The organism is Gordonibacter pamelaeae 7-10-1-b, assembly GCF_000210055.1.
In the GTDB taxonomy this organism is placed as follows: domain Bacteria; phylum Actinomycetota; class Coriobacteriia; order Coriobacteriales; family Eggerthellaceae; genus Gordonibacter; species Gordonibacter pamelaeae.
Genome location: NC_021021.1, coordinates 369,544 through 390,341, shown reverse-complemented (window position 1 = coordinate 390,341; position 20,798 = coordinate 369,544). Strand labels below are relative to the sequence as shown.

Here is a 20,798-nt window from a genome sequence, read left to right as displayed (position 1 = left end):
CCCGACACGTAGCCCCAAACGTGCTGGGCCGCGTTGCGCGCGCTGCCGGGCGGCGCTGGGCGGGCGAGCGCGCCGTCCACCAGGCGGTAGAACTCCCGCACCGGATAGGCGGCCTTGTCCTTGAGCAGGTTCCTCACCTGCTGGTAGGCCGCCTGGCCGTGCTCCAGCACGCTGTACTTGTACGCCGCCCATGCCCGCTCGAGCACCGCCGTCGTGCCGTGCGCGTCCAACGCGTTCAGGCACTTCAGCGCCGAGACGTTCTTGTCCTTCACCTCCAGCATCACGTCGGGCGCCCGCCCTTCGAGCGACGCGGCGAAGGCGAGGAACCCGTCGAGGCCGATCGTGTCGGCGTGGCTGCCGGGCCTCCTGCCCGGCGCCTGCTGGGCGTAGTGCACCTTCTGCGGACCGTCCTGCGGCCCCCACGTGCGCGCCGCCGCATCGAGGAGCTCGAGCCCGTCCCGGCCGCCCGGACCGCGGTTCAGCCGGTGGTGGAGCACGTCGAGCACCATCGGGATGCCGCAGGCCTCGCTCGCCGCCAGCGCGTCCTCGGCCGTGAACAGGCGGTCGTCGTTCTCCACGACCAGCCGCCGGCGCACGCCCGCGTCCAATTCGCGGCAGCGCGCGACGAAGCGTTTCAGGGCGGCCTCCTTGTCGCCGTAGGCGCCGCCCACGTGCAGGACGACCTTGGCCTCGGCGCCGGTGCCCAGCGCATCGAGGAAGGCCGCGTGGTAGGCCAGATCCGCCACGGCCCGGCGCACGACATCGTCGTCCGGGGAGTTCAGCACCGTGTTCTGCCCCGGGTGCATGCTGAGCCGCACCTGGTTCCGGGCGGCCAGCGCCCCGATGGCCGCGAGCCGCTCCCCGAACGCATGCGCCCAGTCCAGGCGGTTCGCCGGGCTCGACCCGAACGGGATGACGTCCGAGCCGACGCGGAAGAGCCGGATGCCGTTGGCGCCGCAGTAGCGGATGACCGCCTCCAGCGCCGACAGGTTGGCGCCGATGGCCTCCGCCAGCCGCTCGTCGCTCGCGTTCCGCATGGCCAGGGAGCGCATGCGCCCCTCGGGAAGCCCGAGCGTCTTCGATGCGTACCCGATGTTCATGGCACCGCCTGCCTTTCCGCACCTCGCCGTCCATGCGGCCAGCATAGGCGCTCGCGGCAGGCCCCTGCGGTTTCCGTTGCAAAACCGGTACGCGGCGGTTCTTCCCTAGGCCTTCGGGGCGCCGGGGGCCTTCGGGGCCGTGGGGGAAGCGGGGGGCTTGGGAGCGGCAGGAGCTGCGGGAATCGGCTTCTCGCCCTTCAGATAGGGTACGAGATCGCATCGGCAGTGCGGGCACCTCTTCAAGGCGATGCCGCTTAGAACCTGGATATCCTGGCCGCACTCGGGGCACTTGCTCGAGCTTGCGTCGGCCGACGCATCGGCGGGCCTGAAGCACATGGTTGGCACTTCCTTTCGGATCAGCTCGGGCGCCGCACCGTTGCGGCGCCCGAGCCTTGAGCGGAGGGATGCAGGGCAGGGCCCCTTCCGAGCCCAGTCCCTACTTGAACTTGCACAGGGCAAGCGCTGCGGTGCCGGCGAAGCCGATCACGCACATCACGATGCCGGTGAACATCCAGGCGGACACGTCGGGCCCGAGCAGCAGGGGAACGAGCCAGGTACCCAGGAACTGGCCGAGGCTCTGGATGAGCATGAGCACGCCCATGCCGATGGACATGAGCTCGGGGCGACCGAGGACGTTGATGTACGACGTCAGGCACATGACCGGGCCGCCCAAGCCGACGAGGCCCATGACGATGGCGCCGACCCACATCAAGGGACCGGTCTGGGTGAGCAGGATCAGCGTGCAGGGGCCCATGACGAGCATCGCGGCCAGGTACAGCGGCTTGCAGCGGCCCAGCTTGTCGGACAAGGCGCCGAACAGCGGGGACGATATGACGGCAAGCAGCATGGGAAGCGTGCTGACGAAGCCGGACAGCGTCGGGTCGACGCCCTGCTGCTGCAAGAAGGTGGGGCCAAAGCTCAGCACCGCCATCAGCGTCATGTTGAAGACGAGGAAGGCCGCGAAGAACAGTAGGATGTTGGGTTTCACGAACTCGCCGTAGCCGACCTTCCCGCCTGCGGCAGGCTCCGCAGCCTCCTCGAGCGCCTTGCCGGGGGCCTTGACGATCACCGCGACCACGATGGCGAACACCACGGCTGCGGCGGCGTAGATGACCCACACGCCCACGAAGCCGGTCGATGCGTACAGCGTGGGGGTCAGCACGCCGCCGACCACCGAGCCGAGGCAGACCCAAAGCGCCCAGATGCCCGTCGCCGATCCGATCTTGTCGGGGGCGACGTACTTCTGCACGGCCAAGGGGCCGCAGATGGTCACGAATATGAACGCCACGCCCTCGATGGCGCGGGAGACGATGAGGACCATGCCGTTACCCGCAAAGGCCCCCAGCAGCGAGCCGGCGGCGATGATGGCGGCAGCGGCGAGCAGCATGGTCTTCGGGCCGAACTTCTTCGCGAGCGCGCCCGTGGGAAGCGCCAGGACAATGCCCACGAACGTGAAGATGGACATGAGCCACGACGCGGAGCTTGCATCCATGTCCATGTTCGCCATGATGTCGCCCATGACGACGGGGACTTTGAACTGGATCGTCGCGATAGCCGTTCCGAACAGGAGCATGGCAACGGCGATCAGCGCCCAGTTCCCGTATTTCTTGCTGGTGCTCATAAGGAACCTCCTCCTTTGGTGTTTCGCATGCACGAGCCCAGGCCGGAACCTTGCAACCCCTTCGGCCTAGAGCGCCCTTATGTTGTCCTGGACGGCTTCGAAGCGCTCCCCTCCGGGGCCGCGGAAGAACATGATCCGCAGCTGCGCCCCGGCATCGCCGCAGACGGCGAAAACGTCGGAGTCGCCGCCTGCCAGAGGACGGTCGAACTCCAGGGGCGGGTCGAACGGGCCCGCCTCGACGGCGACGCCCCGCTCGGCCAGATGCGCGACGAAGCCGTCCATGTCGTCCACGCGCAGCGCCACGTGGTTGAGGCAGCTCCCGGCGGCCTCGCACGTGGCCTTGTCCTCGCATTCCAGCAGCTCGAAGACGAGGTCTCCTCTTTTGAGCCATGCCATCTTGAGCGGCTTGTCGCCCTCCTGGGCGTCCGACTCGAACAGGAGCCTGCAGCCGAGCACATCCTCGTAGAACGCGATGGATTCCTCGATATCGCGGCAGTAGATCCCCACATGATGAAAGACCGATTCCATGGTTCCCCTCCTTCGCATGCATTCGGTGAAAAATCGGGATGCGCGGCGTGCGAGCCTGGTCGCCGCGCATCCCAAGGCGATGCCTCGCCGACGCTAGCCCTGGTCGCTCGACGTGGCGGCCATGACCTCGGCCGCAGTGGCGTTCTTCATGCGCAGCTCGCGGAGGCACATGACGTCGCCGCCGAGCTCCGTGACGCTGCCGCAGTCGCCCGCGTACACGTCGTCGGTGGCGGTGCGGCGCTTGGTGAGCTGGACGGCCTTCTCCGCATCGTAGGGAATGAGCTGCTCCTTGGGCGGGTTCGCCTTGGCGACCCAGTTGGGCATGGTCAGCTCGGGGTCGGGCATGGTCTCTATCTTGCGGACGTCGCCGTACTTCTCCACCAGCTCGTCGATGGGGCCGAAGTCCAGGGCGCGCATCGGGCAGGAGGCCACGCACAGGGGCAGCTGGCCCTTCTCCAAGCGGTCGATGCACAGGGTGCATTTGCTCATCTTGGTGCCGAGCTCGTCGCTCGCGAACTTCGGGGCGCCGTAGGGGCAGGCCTGGAAGCAGTTGCGGTCGCCCTGGCACTTCTCCTGGTCAACCAGCACGGCACCGTACCGGTCCTCCTTGAAGATGGCGCCGTGCTCGCAGGCGGAGACGCACACGGGGTTGTCGCAATGGCCGCAGCTGAAGGCCAGGATGCCGATAGACGTGAGCGGGAACGCGTTTTTCTCCCACATGTAGACGCTCATCCACTTCTCGGGGCCGGGGGCGATGTCGTACCAGTCCTTGCAGGCCACCGAGCAGGCCTTGCAGCCGTAGCAGCGTCCCTGGTCGAAGAAGAATCCGTACTGGGCCATGTTATTCTCCCACCTTCCTGATCTCCACGAGGCCGGCTGTCAGCAGCGCGCCCACCACATGCGGCAGGTGCGTGTCGCCGATGAGGAGGTTGCAGTTGCCGGCTTCGTCGATGCCGTAGGGCATGAGCTTGGACTTCCTTACGTTGTCGAACTTGGACCATTCGCCATGCCCGATGGACACGGTGCCGGGAAGCAGCTTAGAGGAGACGTACGCGGTGATCTCCACCTCGCCGAACTGGTTGTACACCAGCACGCGGTCGCCCGTCTTGATGCCGCGGTCGGCGGCGTCGGCGGGGGACATGCGCACCATGTGCTCGTAGCAGTCGCCCTTGAGCCAGGGGTTCTGGTCGTTGGACGAGTGCTGGCGGTACGTGGACACCGGCGTGACCATGGACAGTGGGAAGTTCCTCGTCCACGGGTGGTAGTAGCTGTCGTTCGCGGGTAGGTCCTGGTAGGTGGGCTGCCAACGCGGGTAGGCATCCATCTGCCCGCCGTAGCGGGTCTTCGTCAGGTCGGTGTCCCTCACGTAGGAGCTCTCGAACTCGATCTTGCCGGACGGCGTCTTGAACGGCGAGCGGCCCCATTCGACCGTGTTCTTGAAGGGGTAGAACCACTCGCCCGGCTCGCCGGGAACGCGGACGATGGGCAGCTTCTGGAACTCCTCCCACGAGGGCGGCTCAATCTCGTAGTAACCCAGAAGGCCGTTCTCGTCCTCGGCCCACTTCTCGTAGGCCGGCTTGTAGATGCGCTCGATGACCTGGTCGTCCCAGTCGTGCCAGTCGGTGACGTCGAGCATCTTCGGGCAGTACTTGTCGGCGAAGCCGAGGCGGCGGGCCAGCTCCATCCAGACCCAGTCCTTCGAGCGGACCTCGCCCGGAGGGTTCACGCCCTTGCCGGCGAACAGGAAGTAGTTCATCATGCCGGAGGGCGAGTTCCAGAAGCGGTTGATGCCGAAGAAGTGCATGTCCGTCGACTCGAACTGGATGACGGGGGAGGGCAGCACGATGTCGAGGAACTCGATGGACGGCTGATCGTGGAAGTACTGCCAGCCCCAGGAGAACTCCATGTCCGCGAAGCCCTGCATGCGTTTGGACACGTGATGCTGGTTGTTGATGTAGTTGTTCGGGATGATGGCCATCTTCAGGTTCGGCAGCGGGCTGTCGGCCGGGCAGCCGATGCGGCGGCGGAACTCGTCCTCGGTGATCTCACCGGCGGCGTAGAGCTTCTGGCAGTGCATGACCTCGGTCACCTTGTTGTTGTTATTGGTGATGGGGTTGACCACGTCGCCCTTGATCTGGCCGGTATCAGGCACGGGGGCGAAGAGGCGGGGTTGGGTCACCAGGTTGGCGCCGCCGCCCTCGCAGCCGCCGGGAATGGACAGGTTGCCGGTCATGGCCTGCAGGAGCATGGCCACGGCGGCGGCGTAGTCGCCCAGGTTGCGCTTGGACACGCCGTACATCTGCTGCAGGTGGACGGGCTTCATGGAGGCGTAGTAGCGGGCGAAGGCCTCGATGGTCTCGGCCGGGATGCCCGTGATCGGCTCGGCCCATGCGGGGTCGTGCGCGACGCCGTCCACCTCGCCGACGACGTACTTTCGCCACTCCTCGAAGCCCTCGGGCTCCACCCACTGCGCCACGTACTCGTGGTCGTAGAGGTCCTCGGTGTAGAGCACGTAGGCCACGGCCAGGCCGAACGCCGTGTCGGTGCCGGGGCGGATGGGTATCCACTGGGCGCCCAGAGCCTCGGCGCTCACGTTGTACACCGGGTCGATGAGGATGAACTTGCAGCCGCGCTCCTGGGCCAGCTTCATGTAGTAGGGCACGTGGCCGAACCACGACACCATGGGATCGAATCCCCAGAGCACCACGAGCTTGGAGTTCAGCAGGTCGGGGGCCTCGAAACCGGGGAATGCGTCGGACGTCCCCTTGATAAGGCAGTCGGTGAGGCGCACGCCCAGGTGGAAGTCCTCGGCGGCGGCACTGCCGGAGGTGGAATGGTCGCCCCAACCGGTGATGGTGCCCGGCATATAGGAGGCGAACGGGAAGTCCGAGCTCTCGAACGCCACGTAGTAGCAGTAGTACAGCCAGGGGTTGTCGGGATTCTCCTCGGCCATCTGCTTCATCTTGCCTGCGATGGTGTCGAGCGCCTCGTCCCAGGATATGCGCTCGAAACGGCCCTTGCCGGAGCCTTTCCCGCCCACGCGCTTCATGGGGTAGAGCAGGCGGTTCTCCGAGTAGAGCTCCTGGCGCCACGCATGGCCCATGGGACAGGCGCGGGCCTGGAGCATGCCGGTCTGGACGGCATCCTCGTTGTCATCCTCGCGTGCGATACCCGGATTGACCGAGTCGTCGGGCTCGATGGCGACGATCTTCCCATCCTTCACGCTGCACTTGATCAGGCAGGTGGCGTCCCAACAGCCGTTGTTATGGCAGGTGGTGTAGAAGAAGTCGACCCCTTCGTGACGCTCGCCTAGTTTCTCGACTACCGATTCCCTTGACATCGTGCCCCCTTTCGTTTGAGCGACTCGCTCGAAAGAACGCGCTCGCGCCCGTTGGCGCAACCCGCTTGCCTGCAGGCTACTGAGCATGGGAGGGGGTTCGCAAGGTAGTTTCTGCTTTTCCCTTATTCGGGAATATCGCATGACCCGAATTTTGTGGATTCCCGCCATTGCGAAGGATGAGGCGACCCGGAAAATCCAGATGCTAAAATGAACGGAGAATTCCCGGATACGGCACGCCGGCCAAAAGGTTGCCGGGTGCGGAAGTCGTTCGCCGGCGCGGGGCAGGGCGGGCGCCTTTGCCGGCCGGGAGCTTTCAGGGGAAGGACAGGGGTGAGATGGGATACTCCGGCTACTCTTATTCGGCCTTGACCCAGGCGGAGTTCTACAAGGCGGAGGCCGAGCTGATCCGGTTCGGCGAACGGCTCGCGCACAGCCCCAGCGCCAAGTACCTGCAGGACACGCTGCTGGCTATCGACGCCATCTTCGCCATACGCATGTCGCACGACATGACGCTTCCGGCCGTTCCCCTGATCACTGCGTTCGATCTGTCGAACGGGAAGTACCGTGGCGATGCCGAGCAGGGCATACGCATGCAAAGGCCGGAGTTCCGGCTCCCCGACGACTGCCTGAACGCCGCCCTGCAGGCGATTCACTATATGCAGGCCATAGAGTGGGCTTCTGCTGTGAGCAGGCAGGATGCCGCCATCACCATGGAGACCGTCCTGCACCTTCACGAGATACTCCTAAGCGGCAAGACGGGCGACAACCGCTACCACGGCTTCAGGAGCAACTTCCTGCCGCACAAGAAAGGGTCCGACCCCACCGCCATCCCTTTGGAAATCAGCGACCTCTGCGCCTTTGCGAGCAGCGAGGCGTACTCGCCGCTCGGGCAGGCGTCCATCATCCACTGGGCTTTCGAGAGGATCGTCCCGTTCGACACGATGATCGACCGGACGGGGTTGATACTGGCCTTCATGCCCATGTTCAGACGCGGCCTTTTTGCGAGCGGCTACATGGCGCCCATATGCTGGGGCGCCTCGATCGGGAGGGAATACCGTCGGAAGCTGAAGGACTCCTCGCGCATCGACCACCCGCCGGGGAAGGGGGAGGACCTAAGGGAGCACTGGGCAGTCTACAATGCGCAGAACACGTACCTGTCGGTGGTCGTCGCGGACTCGTTCTTGGCCGAGGCTGAGAAGCTGAGCGCGAAATGGAGGTCGCAGAACCTGCGCATACCGGCCCATTCCGCACTGGACAAGCTGCTCGACCTGCTCCTGGGAAACCCCGGGCTGTCCACCATACGCGCCGCCGAGCTGATCGGGAAGAGCTACGGTGCCACCAACGAGGCCATAAGGCAGCTGGCCCGCGCGGGCATCGTCAGGGAGGTGGCGGTCGACGGCAGGGAGCGCATCTTCGTGTGCGGGCAGTCTGCCGCCATGATCACGGATTTCGTGGAAAGCCTGGTCAAGAAGGGTGACGAGGCGGAATCGAGCGGGGTGCGCTGCTAGGCGCGCCGCCCAAGGAGCGGGGTCTGCCGCTGGGCGGGGCAGGGGGCGATGCGTCATCAGGCGGGTCGCTACGCTGCGACCCGCCTGTGCGCCTTCATCTTTCGATGGTCCAGACCTGCAGACCTACTTCGCTGCTTTCGCGGTGGTGTCGCTGTGGAAGTTGGAGAAGCCGCCGACCGCGTTGGACACGAACCTGCCCTCGCCCTTGGAGAAGAACACCTGCGCTGCCATGAGGTCTTTCAAGCTGACCCCGATCTGCGCCATGGCCTCCTTCTGGCTCATCCCCGCCTCGATGAAGCCGTTCAGCTCCTCCGCCTTCTTCGGTGATTCCAGAGCCATGAACTCCTCGCGATTCATAAGGTACCTCCCCTAAAGATCGTCGCCTGCCGCTCCGCAAGCCCATTATAGAAAGGGGAGGGACGTTCCCTAAGAACGTTTCCGTTCAACGCATCAACGGAAACGTTCGCCCATCGGAACCTGACGGCGAATGCGCCCTGGCGCGAATATGGGCGGAGCAAGCATCTGCGGCTATGGTGCTGGAATCCTTTTCGCCTGCGGCCTGCAGCCTCGCGCGATCAATATCATTAGCTCGATGTCTCTCGAGAACAGCTCGACGCTTTCGACAGGCATTTCGTTTTTCCGGTCCGCCAAATCCCACAAGGGGCCGGCTAGGGACATGAGGACGATCGTCGCGAACCCGACTATCACGAAAAGAGCCGCTGCAAGGCTCATGCTGGAGGAGTCTCCTGACGGATCTGCCAGCCTCATCAGAAACGATACGAACACACCCACCACCAGCGCCGCATACGCGCGGTCGGTGAACGTCTTGCGCGCCTCGCGCCGGAGCAGCAAGAACCGCTGGGCTTCTTCCTGCACGAAACCGAGAGCATCGGGAGTCAGGCCGGTTTGGGCAACGAACTTTCGCCTGATCCGCTCAACCTGCTCGATGGCGCTCCCGAGATCGTCCAGCGCGCTTTTACGTTTGAGCCTGTTCAACAATATCGAATAGAAAAAGGAAAGAACGAGCGTGAACGCCAAGACGGCACTTTGAACGTTAAAGGCAAAATCGCTCGGCAGCAGCGTTGAAGCAGCAATGCCAAACAGGCACAGAATCAGCACTATCAGGAAAACCTTCGCAGAGAACGGTGCATTGGTCGCAAAACGCCGCCATATCGAGCCGCGCTCATCTCTTTCGATATTCTGCCATATTTTGAAATAATAGCCGAGCATAACAACCCCGCATCCCCGATCCCTATCAACCGACCATCGACCGATCACCGGCCAACCATCACCGATCAACCCCTAATTGAAATCTGACTTGCAAAAACTCCGCTTTTAGTCTCGCAATAGCAAAGGAGTCCGGAAAAGCACGGGACGGCCGACCTGCTCGGCCCTAGTGAAGAACCGGCGCCGGCATCAGAGCTCACACGCCTTCGACGGCCAGCCTTCCGAGCTTGTCGATCGACATGATCACGGGGTCTTCGTCGCCGAAGCCCTCCAGCAGGTCCCTCACGGCAGACGCGGTCATGAGACAGCTCCTCTCTTCGGGCTCGAAGCCCGCCAAGGCCCGCGAAAGGCGCTCCTGCGGGCCGTCGGAAGCGTAGCGGTACTGCCCATCGGCGTCCCTTACCGTGGCCATGCTGCGGAGGCGCGCGAACCTGACCAGGTCCTCGTCGTCGGCGCCAGCTTCCCTTGCCAGCAGCAGCGCCGTCTTTCTCATGTCGTAGCCGCCCGCAGTGCCTGGGATCCCGGCTCTCGAGAACACCCTCTGCACGATCTCCCGGATGCTCCTGTCTGAAAGCCTGGCTCCGAACGACCTTGTCGACTCCGACGCGAACAGGGGCTCGTCCGAAGATCGCGGCTTTCTGGCATCCAGATACCTCTTCAGCTTGTCGGCCGGAGGTTTCGGGAGCCTCAGAACGGATTCCGGCCTGGAGTCGGACGCGTTCACGAGCACGACGGCGCAGTCCTCGAGGAAGGCCACGTCCGCTACGTTTGCCGCGCGAGCCTCGCATGGCTTGAGGGCGCCCTCCATCAGGACGCCTATGAGCGCCGCGTCCCTGTCCGTTTCGCACGCCGCCATCACCAGGCGCGCCTCGGCGGGGGAAAGGGCCTTCCTCATCCCCTTTCCGGGCGCACGGCTGGGCACTGCGACGTCCTTCCCGGCCTTCTCCACCTCCCCCTCGCTGACCCACCTGTGCAGGCGCTTGACGGTGTTGAGGGCTTGGCTGGCGGTGCTGCTCGAATACGATGCCCGCATTTCGTCGTAGAAGAGGAGGACGTCGTCGGCGCCGGCATCCTCGAACGGGACACCCCGCGACTCGAGGTGGTCGGCATATAGGCGAAGATGGTAGCGGACGTTCCTCTGGGACGCGGCGACCATGCGCGAGCGCTCCATCATCTCGTCGACGATCCTCGGGTCTATCCACGTGCTGGTCTTCGGCATCGCCCGTTCTCCTATATCGCCGTGCGTACGGCGATGTCAACTGCCATTATATGGGAAGTTTAGCATGCGGCGCATACATGCGAGGACGGAAGGAAGTGATGAAAATGTCCGGAAAGGGAAAGGGGCAGCTCGGTTATGGCGAGCGCGAGACGATCGAAAGGCTCATCATGCGCAAGGAAAGCATCTCCGGGATAGGGAGGGCCATCGGCAGATCGCCCTCGACCGTGGAGCGCGAGATAAAGAGGAACGGCACCGACTCCCCTGCAGGCAAGCTCGCCGTGACGACGCGGAGCATATGCGTCCACCAGAACGCCTGCGCACAGGTGGACCTGTGCGGGAAGGGGTGCCTGACGCCCTGCCGTAAATGCAAAGACTTCCTCTGCAACAGGCTCTGCCCGGAATTCGAGGCAGTTCCGTGCCCGCTTCTCGAGAAGCCGCCGTACTGCTGCAACGGATGCATCGAACTATACGGCTACGGGTGCACGCACCCCTATCATTTCTACGACGCGAAGGCCGCCCACGAAAAGGCCACGGACAGGAAAGTGGCGTCCCGGATGGGGATAGACTGCACGCCCGAGGAGCTGGCGGCGACCACGGCGATCGTGAAGAAAGGCCTTGCCCAAGGACAGAGCATACGCCACATATTCGCCGCCAACGAGGGAAAGATGTGCTGCTCGTGGCGAACCTACTACGACTACGTCGAAGACGGCCTCATCGAGGACGTCTCGAACATCCATCTGCCGAGGAAGGTCAGGTACAGGAAGCGCAAGAAGAGCGGGGGGCAGGAGCGCGGCATCCCCAGAGAGGCTCTCGTGGGCCGCACGTACGACGACTTCGAGAAGCTCACCGAGCAGCAGAGGCTGTGACCACGTTCTTGGAGGTCTTCTCCTCGAGGAGGAGCATGAGCTGGAAGTTGGTGCGCCTGAACAGGATCGTGAGGATCGCCTGTTTGTCCACGCCCTGGCGCCCCACGACGCAGTCCATCTCCACCGCAGACAGCCATAGACATGCTTGAATCGCTGTGCGGAGAGCTGTTCCCGAAGGTCTTCCCGATATTCCTCTGCGACAGGGGAAGCGAATTCTCGGACCCTGAGCGGATAGAGCATTCGAGGAACGCCAAGCCCCGTGCGAAAGTGTATTTCTGCGACCCGCTGCAATCGCAGCAGAAGCCCAAATGCGAGAAGAACCACGTCGAGATCCGAAAGGTGCTGCCGAAAGGGGAGAGCGACTTCGACGCGCTCTCCAAGCCCGACATGGCGGTCCTGATGTCCCATGTGAACTCCTACGGGCGGGAAGCGCTCGGATGGGCCGCTCCGTACGATCTTGCGCAGCTGACGCTGCCGACCAACCTGCTCGACGGATTGAGCATCGGCCGGATCCCCGCAGAGGAGGTGACGCTGAAGCCCTATCTCCTCTCCCATGCGATAGCCGGAAAGTAAAGACGATGCGCGCGGGACTCCGGGTCCCGCATCGGATAGACGCAGGCATTTCACTTGCACGGGCGAGGCTTGATTCACCCCAGCGTTTTGCGTTTAGTCTCGCAATTACCAAAATTGGGGTTTGAACAGGTGTGCCCTAAAACGCATGGATCTTCACAATTCAATAGTGAGCCGCGAGCGTTGCGAGATTAAACGCAAAGGAAAACAGGGGCTGGAACTCGCTGTTGCGAGACTAAATGCAAATCAGCAGGTCATTTCCATAATTCTCCGCTTTTCGGATTGCAATTAACCATCACCGATCAACGAGCTCTTTCATCCTTAACTTTACATAACATATGTTATCAATAATTTTGTTATCGTTGTGGGGTAGTGCTGTCGGTGTTAGCCCCAGGTTGAGTTGCCTTTGGGGGTTGTGCACAGGTCGGTGCCGGGTGCGAGGTTTCCGTAATCGCCGGATTCGAGGGCTTCGAGCACGGCCGGGTACATAAGGTACGCGGAAACCGCGTTCAACACCAGCGCGATACTGCATACGACGATGCCGATTATGCAAGACCGCTTGAGTCGCTTCGCTGGCGCGGCGACATCGGTCAACCTGGTAGACAAGGCGTTCAGCTTCTTGAGCGCGATGACGGCGCACACCAGTCCGGCAGTTGCGAGGAACACGCCTCCAACGAACAAAGACACGGGTCCGGCAATGCTTGCCACCATGACGAGGTTCTGGGCAACCTTCAGGTCGCGAACGTCGCGCTCGTTGGGCCGCAGCCTCGGGCCTTGGTTGGGCGGTTCGGGGTATCCGGGCGGCTTGGGGGGCTGATTTTGGTCATCCATAGTCGATTGCGTCCAATCTATCAAAATTTCGCGTCTCTGACCTGCGGTTTTATAAACGAGGCTCTGAGAGCCGTTCTAAGGCCCCATCTTGTCCTTCGATGAGTCCTAGGTCATGGAAACAGGGCGTTTTCTTGCGCTTCGCCCACGCACTATAGCATGCCGTGTTCTTGGGAGCGTTCCGCGGCCTCCAAATCCACCGTAGCGGCATGGAGCCGTTTCAGGCTCTCGTCGAGTTCCTCGCGCTGGTACTCGAGCACGGTCTCTTGCGCCCGCAAGATCGACAGGCGCTCGGCCCGGGTGGTGTCGCCACGCCTGCAGAGGCGCACGAAGTACTGGATGCCCTCGATGGACAGGCCGCTTTTGCGGAGCGCCTCGACCAGGTGCAGCTGGGCAACGTCGGCCTCGGAGAACGTCCGCACGCCGCGCTTGTCGCGGTGAAGGTTCGGAAAGAACCCGCACTTGTCGTAATAGCGGATGGTGAAAGCCGAGATTCCCGTCAAGGCGACAACGTCGCCGATGCCGTAGATCGGATCGGCTTGCGTTGCCGGAACGTCGGCGATCCGGCTATTTCGCCCCTCGTCGCCCATAGGCCTCCTCGGAAGTCGACTTGAGTACGTGCTTAGAGTTACTCTAACTAAAAATGATTTTAACTTAGAGTAACTCTAAGTGCAATATGAAAGCCTCGGCCTACCCGGAGCCGCTATGCGCCGATGCCGCTGCTGCCGAACCCGCCGGTCCCTCGATCGGTGGCGGGCAGATCCTCGCACGGCTCGAACACGGCCTCGGCCACGCGCATGATGGCCAGCTGCGCGATGCGGTCTCCCCGTTTGATCTCGAAAGGCTCACGCGGGTCGAGGTTGACGAGGATGGCCTTGATCTCGCCACGGTAGTTGCTGTCGATGAGCCCCGGTGCGTTCACGAGGGAGATCCCGTGCTTCGCGGCCAAACCGCTGCGCGGCAGCACGAAACCGGCGTAGCCGGCCGGAATGGCGACGGCGATGCCGCAGGGCACGAGCTTGCGCTCGAAGGGCTGCAGCGTCTCGTCGACCGTCGAGCGCAGGTCGACGGCGGCATCGCCCGCGTAGGCGCAGGCAGGCACCGTAAGCTCGGCGTCGAGCGCCTTGAGGGGGATCGCAAGGCGCTCCATCAGCGCAGCCCCTCGAGGGCGGCGGCGAACTCCTCCACATTCTGGAAATCCTTGTAGACGCTTGCGAACCGCACGTAGGCCACGTCATCGAGCTTCGCCAGGCGCACGAGCACCATGTCCCCGAGTTCCTTCGACCTGATCTCGTTGCAGGAGGCGTTGCGGAGCTCGGTTTCTATACTGTCGACGAGCGACGCTATCTGCTCGGGCGAGACAGGCCGCTTCCCGCAGGCGATGAGCAGGCCGCGCATGAGCTTCTGGCGGTCGTAGGCCTCTGAGGACCCATCGGCCTTGATGACGATGAGCGGGTTCTCGCCCAAGCGCTCGTAGGTGGTGAAGCGGCGACCGCAATCGAGGCATTCGCGACGTCGCCGGATAGCCGTGCCATCCTCGGAAGGGCGCGAGTCCACCACTTTCGATTCGAGGTTTCCGCAGGAAGGACAGCGCATGAAAGGCTCCTTTGCTCGATTTTGGCTCAGCCTAGCATACAGGATATTGTGGTTCAATCCGCATCGTCGATCCCTGCAAAAAAACCGCCCCCTGCAGAATCAGGGGGCGGTTCCGAAGCTGCACGAGCCTGCAACCTCACCTGCAGCCAAGCAGCGGGGAAAGGGTCACAGCTTCACCCTCACGTGGGTGTCGCCCAGCCCTCCCCCTTCGGCGCAGTCGACGTCGAACATCCAACGGGTTGCGGTGAGCGCGTCCAGGAAGCGCTCGTCGTGGGATACGAGCACCAGGGCGCAGGGGCAGTCGGCCAGCACGTCCTGCAGGGCCTCGACGGAGCGGATATCCAGATGGTTCGTCGGCTCGTCCATGGCAATGAGATGAGGACGCCCCATCAGGCCCTAAGCCAGCAGGAGCTTGCGCATCTCGCCGGGGCTAAGGTCGTCTCCCTCCAGGATGCGCGTCGGCGGCGAATCGAGCCGGGCGACGATGGAGAGCAGGCGCCCGCGGCTGGCAGGCTCGAGGACCTTCACGGAGGCAAGCAGGTCGCGCGCCTGGTCGCACCCTATCTCCTGGGGAACGAGCACCACGCCCTCTTCCGGCACCTGCCGCAGCACCTCGGCGAGCAGCGTAGACTTGCCCGCGCCGTTCCTGCCGACCAGGCCTATGCGGTCGGTGTTGCCCACGTACAGCTGCGGATGGTGCAGCATGCGCCCCCCGCCCAGCGCCAAGGACCCGGCCTCGCGGTGAACGAGAACCTTGCGTGGGGAGGGCTCGGCGTCGAGGCAGAGCGCGCCCTCGTACACCTTCGCGGTATGCGCCTCGGACACCCGTTTCTCGGCGCGCTCGAGCTTCTTCCCCATCTGCGACGAGAGCCGCCCGGCCTTGCCATCCTGGCCGGAATAGATGGCCAGCTTGACCTTCGTGCGCCCGTCGTGGTCGTGCCGGTCGAGATGGCGGGCCGATCGCCGTGCGGCCGAGCGGGCTGCCACTCCCTCCCGACGGGTGGTTTCCGCCTTGAGGCGGCCCAGCTCGCGGCGGGCGTTGGCCCGCTCTTCTGCCAGGGTCCTCCGGCGCAGGTCTATCTGCTCCTTCGCCTGGGAGTACGAGCCGGGCACGGTAACGGCGCGCCCCTGGTCCACGAACACGCACGAGGTGGCCAAACCGTCGAGCAGCGCGCGGTCGTGCGATACGAGCAGGCCCGTCCTCCGATACTCGGCGAGCGTGCGCGCCACCAGATCGCGGGTGTCGGCATCAAGGTGGTTCGTGGGCTCGTCGAGCGCAAGGAGCACGGGATCGGCCGCCAGGGCGCATGCTATCTGGATTCGCTTGCGCTCGCCGTGCGACAGCGTGTCGAAGCGCCACAGCCACGCGTCGTCGATGCCGAGCAGGTAGCGCAGGCGCACGGCCTTGGGCCCGTAGTCGCAGGCGAACTCCTCGAGGCCCGCGGGCGCAGCATCCGTCGACTGGGCACAGAACAAGCCAGCGACCTGCGGTGAAACGCTCCCCTTCTGCGGCTTGAGCACCCCGCAGACAATCTTGAGCAGCGTGCTCTTGCCGGCCCCGTTCGGGCCGACCACGCCGGTCCAGCCGGGGGCGAACACGGCAGACGCGTCATCGAGCGCCAGGGCATCGGCGCCATCGTAGGCATAGGTAAGATGGTGGGCTGAAACGAACATGGAGGGGCCTCCCTTTGAGAGGCACCGGAAGCGATGCTTTTCGCGCTGGTCGCCCGCATGCCGACGCGGCAGCGAGGGCAGGGCTGGGAACATCAAGGAACGGCAACGAAAGCGCACCCGGTGCATAGCTTGCATGACCTGTCGGGTGTCCGAAGGCTTTCGTTAAAACCTCATGTTCCTTGTCTCCTTTTCGAAGGCGCCGTCTGCGGCAGCCTGTCTGGACTATCGATCTAAGCGGAAGTCTACCACACGGACCCGCAGGGAGGAAGGCCCCTCCGACGGAATGGGGGCGCCCCCGGGGTGGCGGGGGCGCCTCGCAGCCACAGAAACGCAGCATCTGTGGGTATTCCAAGGCCGTTAGAGGCCGATGAAAATGCTGACGAAGGCAAAGAGGGAGAAGACGCATCCCGCCAGGGCGCCCTGCCACGGCCTCACGCGGCCGTAGGCGCACCCGGCTACGCTGCCGCGGTGAAGGGCCCGCACCGTTTCCGGAGCGCCGTAGTGGGCGTGCGCACGATGCGCTGCAGACGATGGTCTCTGCGCGTGCGCAGACGACGCGCAAGCGCCTTGGGAAACGTCCCCGGGAAACTCGATGATAGCCCCAGCTGCAGGCACATGCCCGAACTCCGGCTGCAGGGCCGACGTGCCGTCGAGGGGGTACCGCATCTCGAAATTCTTCATCTTTCTGCCTCCTAGCCCTTGCGTAGAACCTTTGTTCGCATATATAATAGGACGAACAAAAGTTCATGTCAATACGTAATTAAAACATTTGTTCGTTCAAGGGAAAGGACGGGGCATGTCCGACAAAGTGACGAAGCGTCAGAAGGCAGTGCTCGACTGCATCGAGGAGTGCATCCGCGAGAAGGGCTACGGTCCCACCGTGCGCGAGGTTTGCCAGAGCCTGGGCCTTTCCTCCCCTTCGACGGTCCATGTGCACCTCAAGGCGCTTGAGGAGAAGGGGCTCATCAAGCGCGATCCGCTCAAGTCGCGCTCCATCGCGCTCACCTACCCGCTCGGCGACACGGAAAGCGCCTCCAACGTCGTCAAGCCCAGCTTCAACAAGGTGGTGAACGTGCCGCTCGTGGGCAACGTGGCGGCCGGCTCCCCCATCCTGGCCGAGGAGAACATCACCGACACCATCTCGCTCCCCACCGACATCGTGGGCGACGCGCCGTCGTTCTTGCTGTCGGTGCGGGGCGAATCGATGATCGAGGCAGGCATCAACGACGGCGACTACGTGGTGGTGAAGGAGCAGCCCGTCGCCAACAACGGCGACATCGTCGTGGCCATCATCGACGACGGCGCGACGGTCAAGCGCTTCTACAAGGAATCCGACCACATCCGCCTGCAGCCGGAGAACTCGACGATGGAGCCCATCATCACCACCGATTGCTCCATCGCGGGCAAAGTGGTGGCGGTGTTCCGACGCCTGTAGGCGGCGCCTTGCGGTGCTCCGCCGGAGAAGCGCCGCGCCCTGTCGGGGTACGGCCCCTGCAGGGGAAACGCCGGCCTTGGAAAGAGGGAGCCCGTTCGTCCCAGGACTGGCCGGCGATCCGAGATCGCGTCGTTCGGTCGCGAACTGCTTGGTTAGAGTTACTCTAACCAAGCAGTTCGCAGCTTCCCGGAAGGGACGCGCCTAACGGTCCTTCTCCGCCGCGTAGGGACGGAACAGGCCGGCAAAGGACGGAGCTGCCAGCATGACGAGGTGCGTGCCGTCCTCCTCGTGCTTCTCGGACAGGATATGGCAACGCTCGTGCGCCACCGAGACGAGGTCGCCCCGGTTGTAGGGGATCACCACGTCGAGATGCTCGTCCTGCGCCGAGGCGACGCGGGCGACATGCCCGACAAGCTCGGCAATGCCCTCCCCCGTCGCCGCCGACACGAACTGTGCCTGCGGGTGGCGCGCCTTGAGGGCGCCGCATTGCTCCCCGTCGAGCAGGTCGCATTTGTTGAACACGAGCACGCGGAGCAGGTCCTGCGCCTCGATCTGCCCGAGCACGTCCTCGACTGCGGCGATCTGAGCCTCGTACTCGTCCGACGACGCATCCACCACGTGCAGCACCAGGTCGGCGCCCGTTATCTCGTCGAGCGTCGACTTGAACGCCTCTATGAGCGTGGTCGGCAGCTTTTGGATGAACCCGACCGTGTCAGTGACGGTGATCTCGCGTCCTTCAGGCAGCTCGAACTTGCGCGTAGTGGAGTCCAACGTGGCGAACAGCTTGTCGTAGGCCAGCACGTCCGCATTCGTCAAGCGGTTGAGCAGGCTCGACTTTCCGGCATTCGTGTAGCCGGCCAGCGCCACCTTGAACATGCCGCTCTCGTAGCGGCTCTCGCGCTGGATGGCGCGCACCTCGGCCAGATGCTTGAGCTCGCGCCTGATGGACGTGATGCGCTTGCGCACCATGCGGCGGTCGACCTCGAGCTGGCTCTCGCCCTCGCCGAAGCGCGACCCCACGCCGCCGCCCATGCGGTTCGAGGCCAGGTGGGCCCACATGCCGCGCAAGCGCGGCAGCAGGTACTCGTTCTGGGCGAGCCGCACCTGCAGGCGGCCCTCCTTGCTGGTGGCATGCAGCGCGAAGATATCGAGGATGAGCGCCGTGCGGTCGATGACCTTCACGTCCTTGCCCACCACCTTCTCGAGGTTCGACTGCTGGGAGGGCGTGAGCTCGTCGTCGAACACCACGAGGTCGGCCGCGTGGGCGCGTGCCAGCTCGGCTACCTCCTCGGCCTTGCCCGAGCCGACGAACGTGCGCGGGTTCGGCGCGTCGAGCTTCTGCGTGGTGACGGCCGCAACGTCGGCGCCCGCCGTGTCCACGAGGCGCTCGAGCTCGGCGAGAGAAGAGGCCAGCGGCCAGGAGGCGCCGGGGCGGTCGACGCCCACGAGCACGGCCTTCTCGCGGCGCTCTTCGGATACAGGGGTCATGCCCCGCGTGATAACGGATTCGAATTCAGACATGGAGCCAACCTTTCGAGGCAGGAACAGGCACACCGGTACTGACGGCGGCGTGCGAAGACAGTCGGGCGCGGTCGCAACCGCTAGGGAAACGCGTGTGCTGTCTGCATGATAGGTGCTCCGATCTTGAAGGCTCTTCGGCAGGGCCGGCCTGCGGAACCGTATCATACCACAAGCCCACCCTGTCACGGAAACGCTCAGGCAACAGCGTCTCCCAGCACGTCCAGCGCCTCGGCCGCCTGCGCCGCGACGTCGGGCTCGTTCGCGTCGATCCAGCGGATGCGCCTATCCTTGCGGAACCACGTGCGCTGCCGTTTCGCGTAGCGGTGCGTGGCTGTCTTGATGCGCGTGGCGGCCTCCTCCATCGTCGTCTCGCCGTCCAGGGCGGCGACGACCTCCTTGTACCCGATAGCCTGGGGGGCCGTGATGCCGTCTCGGAACCCGCCCTGCAGCAGGCGCGCGACCTCGTCCACAAGGCCGGCGTCGAACATGCCGTCCACGCGCGCGTCTATCCGCGCGTTGAGCACCGCCGGCTCCACGGACAGCCCGACGAAGCATGCCGGCACGAGCTGCGGGATGTCCGCCAGCTTCGCGCGCTGCTCGGCAAGGCTCGTGCCCTCCTCCAGCAGCTCGAAGGCGCGCACGACGCGCTTGACGTCGGCGGCGGGCACGATGGCGGCGCTTGCGGGGTCGCGCTCGCGCAGCAGCTCCCACAGGACGTCGGAACCTTGCTCGTTGGCAAGGCGGTTGTAATGCTCCCGCACGGGATTGCCCGTTTGCTCGCCCTTCGGGAACTCGTAGGCGTCGATGGCTGCGCGCACGTACAAGCCGGTGCCGCCGCACAGCACGGCGCGCTTCCCGCGCGCGGCGATGTCGCGGAAGCAAGCGCGGGCGTATTCCTGGAAGAGGGCCGCCGAGTACGGCTCGCCGGGATCGGCAAGGTCGAGGCCGTGATGGGGAACGAGCCGCTCCTCGGGAGCGAGCTTTCCCGTGCCGATATCCATGCCCCGGTATATCTGCATGGAATCGGCGCTCACCACCTCGCCGTCGAGCGCGAGGGCGACGGCCTGCGCGAGGGCGGACTTGCCCGAGGCCGTGGGGCCGACGATGCAGACGACGGGGTCAGCGCCCATCCGCCGCCTCCGCGGGCGGCTCGGAGCCTTCCGCCACCTCGCCTGCCAGATACCACGTCTTCGCCTCGTCGATGCGCACGCGCACCGTGGTGCCGGCCAGCTCCTCGATCGAGGTGCCTTCGGGCAGCGGCGCGTGCACGGTCTGGTTCTTCGGGCTCTTGCCCGCGAGCAGGCCCGCATCGCGCTTGGACGCGCCCTCCACCAGCACGTCGACCGTGCTTCCCAAGTCGGCCTGGTTCGCCTCGAAGGCCCGCTTCTGCACGAGATCGACCAGACGGTCGAACCGCCCCTGGATCACGTCGCGCGGCGTGGGATCGTCGACCGAGGCGGCAGGAGTTCCCTCGCGCTTGGAGTAGATGAACGTGAACACCTGGTGGTAGCCCACCTCGTCCACAAGGCGGTACGTGTCCTCGAAGTCCTTCGCCGTCTCGCCGGGGAACCCCACGATGATGTCGGTGGAGAGCGCGATCTCCGGCAGCACGTCCCGCAGCTTGCGCACGAGCTCCAGGTAGTGGGCGCGCGTGTAGCGGCGGTTCATGGCGGCCAGCACGGCGTCGGAGCCCGACTGCACGGGCAGGTGGAGCGCCGGCATGAGCGAGCGCAGCGTGCCGAACCTGCCGATGACCTCGTCGGTA

Annotated in this window: 23 protein-coding genes; 4 read left to right on the top strand and 19 right to left on the bottom strand. The window is 64.5% G+C overall.

What is annotated here, in order from left to right:
• The 6 genes from uvsE to GPA_RS01785 all read right to left on the bottom strand — a co-directional run.
• Positions 1 to 1,100: UV DNA damage repair endonuclease UvsE (uvsE, locus tag GPA_RS01810; protein WP_041238780.1), on the bottom strand; the 1,100-nt coding region annotated here is incomplete at its 3' end.
• Between the two features lie 105 nt (positions 1,101 to 1,205).
• A complete protein-coding gene (locus tag GPA_RS01805) occupies positions 1,206 to 1,436 on the bottom strand; it encodes a hypothetical protein (protein ID WP_041238779.1) in 231 nt (76 codons plus the stop codon).
• A 100-nt stretch (positions 1,437 to 1,536) separates the two neighbouring features.
• Entirely contained in the window at positions 1,537 to 2,721 is a 1,185-nt protein-coding gene (locus GPA_RS01800) for an MFS transporter (RefSeq protein WP_015538777.1), read from the bottom strand.
• Positions 2,722 to 2,787: 66 nt separating this feature from the next.
• Positions 2,788 to 3,249 (bottom strand): VOC family protein, encoded by a 462-nt coding sequence (locus GPA_RS01795; protein WP_049783975.1) that lies wholly within the window; start codon positions 3,247 to 3,249, stop codon positions 2,788 to 2,790.
• A gap of 93 nt (positions 3,250 to 3,342) precedes the next feature.
• The gene (locus GPA_RS01790; RefSeq protein ID WP_015538776.1) at positions 3,343 to 4,089 is read right to left on the bottom strand and encodes a 4Fe-4S dicluster domain-containing protein; all 747 of its coding nucleotides are present in this window, start codon (positions 4,087 to 4,089) and stop codon (positions 3,343 to 3,345) included.
• Position 4,090: 1 nt separating this feature from the next.
• Positions 4,091 to 6,589, bottom strand: coding sequence for a molybdopterin-containing oxidoreductase family protein (locus GPA_RS01785; RefSeq protein ID WP_015538775.1), 2,499 nt, complete (start codon positions 6,587 to 6,589; stop codon positions 4,091 to 4,093).
• A 335-nt stretch (positions 6,590 to 6,924) separates the two neighbouring features.
• Here GPA_RS01785 and GPA_RS01780 point away from each other — a divergent pair, with 335 nt between their 5' ends.
• Positions 6,925 to 8,097: a winged helix-turn-helix transcriptional regulator gene (locus GPA_RS01780; protein WP_015538774.1), complete on the top strand. Its 1,173-nt coding sequence runs from the start codon at positions 6,925 to 6,927 to the stop codon at positions 8,095 to 8,097.
• Positions 8,098 to 8,220: 123 nt separating this feature from the next.
• Here the strand turns inward: GPA_RS01780 and GPA_RS01775 are convergent, their stop codons facing one another.
• The 3 genes from GPA_RS01775 to GPA_RS01765 form a co-directional block, all read right to left on the bottom strand.
• On the bottom strand, positions 8,221 to 8,436 hold the full coding sequence (locus tag GPA_RS01775) for a hypothetical protein (RefSeq protein WP_147274526.1): 216 nt from the start codon (positions 8,434 to 8,436) through the stop codon (positions 8,221 to 8,223).
• A gap of 189 nt (positions 8,437 to 8,625) precedes the next feature.
• The gene (locus GPA_RS01770; RefSeq protein WP_015538772.1) at positions 8,626 to 9,327 is read right to left on the bottom strand and encodes a hypothetical protein; all 702 of its coding nucleotides are present in this window, start codon (positions 9,325 to 9,327) and stop codon (positions 8,626 to 8,628) included.
• 193 nt (positions 9,328 to 9,520) lie between these two features.
• Entirely contained in the window at positions 9,521 to 10,543 is a 1,023-nt protein-coding gene (locus GPA_RS01765) for a tyrosine-type recombinase/integrase (protein WP_015538771.1), read from the bottom strand.
• A gap of 50 nt (positions 10,544 to 10,593) precedes the next feature.
• Between GPA_RS01765 and GPA_RS01760 the strand changes: the two genes are divergently transcribed.
• Positions 10,594 to 11,409, top strand: a complete 816-nt coding sequence (locus tag GPA_RS01760) for a helix-turn-helix domain-containing protein (protein ID WP_156790904.1) — start codon at positions 10,594 to 10,596, stop codon at positions 11,407 to 11,409.
• On the opposite strand, the gene GPA_RS17795 is transcribed toward GPA_RS01760, so the two are convergent.
• Entirely contained in the window at positions 11,387 to 11,533 is a 147-nt protein-coding gene (locus tag GPA_RS17795; RefSeq protein ID WP_181813807.1) for a hypothetical protein, read from the bottom strand. The two genes, GPA_RS01760 and GPA_RS17795, sit on opposite strands and share 23 nt — an antisense overlap.
• A 17-nt stretch (positions 11,534 to 11,550) precedes the next feature.
• On the opposite strand from GPA_RS17795, the gene GPA_RS19885 reads away from it, so the two are divergent.
• Entirely contained in the window at positions 11,551 to 11,982 is a 432-nt protein-coding gene (locus GPA_RS19885) for a hypothetical protein (RefSeq protein ID WP_015538768.1), read from the top strand.
• 381 nt (positions 11,983 to 12,363) lie between these two features.
• On the opposite strand, the gene GPA_RS19710 is transcribed toward GPA_RS19885, so the two are convergent.
• From GPA_RS19710 to GPA_RS01730, 6 genes are all read right to left on the bottom strand, one after another.
• Positions 12,364 to 12,810, bottom strand: coding sequence for a hypothetical protein (locus GPA_RS19710; RefSeq protein WP_015538767.1), 447 nt, complete (start codon positions 12,808 to 12,810; stop codon positions 12,364 to 12,366).
• A gap of 149 nt (positions 12,811 to 12,959) precedes the next feature.
• The gene (locus GPA_RS01745) at positions 12,960 to 13,397 is read right to left on the bottom strand and encodes a MerR family transcriptional regulator (RefSeq protein WP_015538766.1); all 438 of its coding nucleotides are present in this window, start codon (positions 13,395 to 13,397) and stop codon (positions 12,960 to 12,962) included.
• A 113-nt stretch (positions 13,398 to 13,510) separates the two neighbouring features.
• On the bottom strand, positions 13,511 to 13,957 hold the full coding sequence (gene dut, locus GPA_RS01740) for a dUTP diphosphatase (RefSeq protein ID WP_015538765.1): 447 nt from the start codon (positions 13,955 to 13,957) through the stop codon (positions 13,511 to 13,513).
• Positions 13,957 to 14,403: a transcriptional regulator NrdR gene (gene nrdR, locus GPA_RS01735; protein WP_015538764.1), complete on the bottom strand. Its 447-nt coding sequence runs from the start codon at positions 14,401 to 14,403 to the stop codon at positions 13,957 to 13,959. Before nrdR ends, dut begins: the two co-directional genes overlap by 1 nt.
• 165 nt (positions 14,404 to 14,568) lie before the next feature.
• On the bottom strand, positions 14,569 to 14,793 hold the full coding sequence (locus GPA_RS19880) for a P-loop NTPase family protein (RefSeq protein ID WP_231847542.1): 225 nt from the start codon (positions 14,791 to 14,793) through the stop codon (positions 14,569 to 14,571).
• Between the two features lie 6 nt (positions 14,794 to 14,799).
• The gene (locus GPA_RS01730; protein WP_015538762.1) at positions 14,800 to 16,077 is read right to left on the bottom strand and encodes an ATP-binding cassette domain-containing protein; all 1,278 of its coding nucleotides are present in this window, start codon (positions 16,075 to 16,077) and stop codon (positions 14,800 to 14,802) included.
• A 796-nt stretch (positions 16,078 to 16,873) separates the two neighbouring features.
• Here GPA_RS01730 and lexA point away from each other — a divergent pair.
• On the top strand, positions 16,874 to 17,512 hold the full coding sequence (lexA, locus tag GPA_RS01720) for a transcriptional repressor LexA (RefSeq protein ID WP_015538760.1): 639 nt from the start codon (positions 16,874 to 16,876) through the stop codon (positions 17,510 to 17,512).
• 201 nt (positions 17,513 to 17,713) lie between these two features.
• On the opposite strand, the gene hflX is transcribed toward lexA, so the two are convergent.
• From hflX to GPA_RS01705, 3 genes are all read right to left on the bottom strand, one after another.
• Positions 17,714 to 19,033 (bottom strand): GTPase HflX, encoded by a 1,320-nt coding sequence (gene hflX / locus GPA_RS01715; protein ID WP_049783973.1) that lies wholly within the window; start codon positions 19,031 to 19,033, stop codon positions 17,714 to 17,716.
• A gap of 194 nt (positions 19,034 to 19,227) precedes the next feature.
• Positions 19,228 to 20,163 carry a tRNA (adenosine(37)-N6)-dimethylallyltransferase MiaA gene (gene miaA / locus GPA_RS01710; protein ID WP_015538758.1) on the bottom strand — a complete coding sequence of 312 codons (936 nt, stop codon included), beginning with the start codon at positions 20,161 to 20,163 and terminating at the stop codon, positions 19,228 to 19,230.
• The coding region (locus GPA_RS01705; protein ID WP_156791107.1) for a radical SAM protein at positions 20,153 to 20,798 on the bottom strand (646 nt) is incomplete at its 5' end. The genes GPA_RS01705 and miaA, both read right to left, overlap by 11 nt.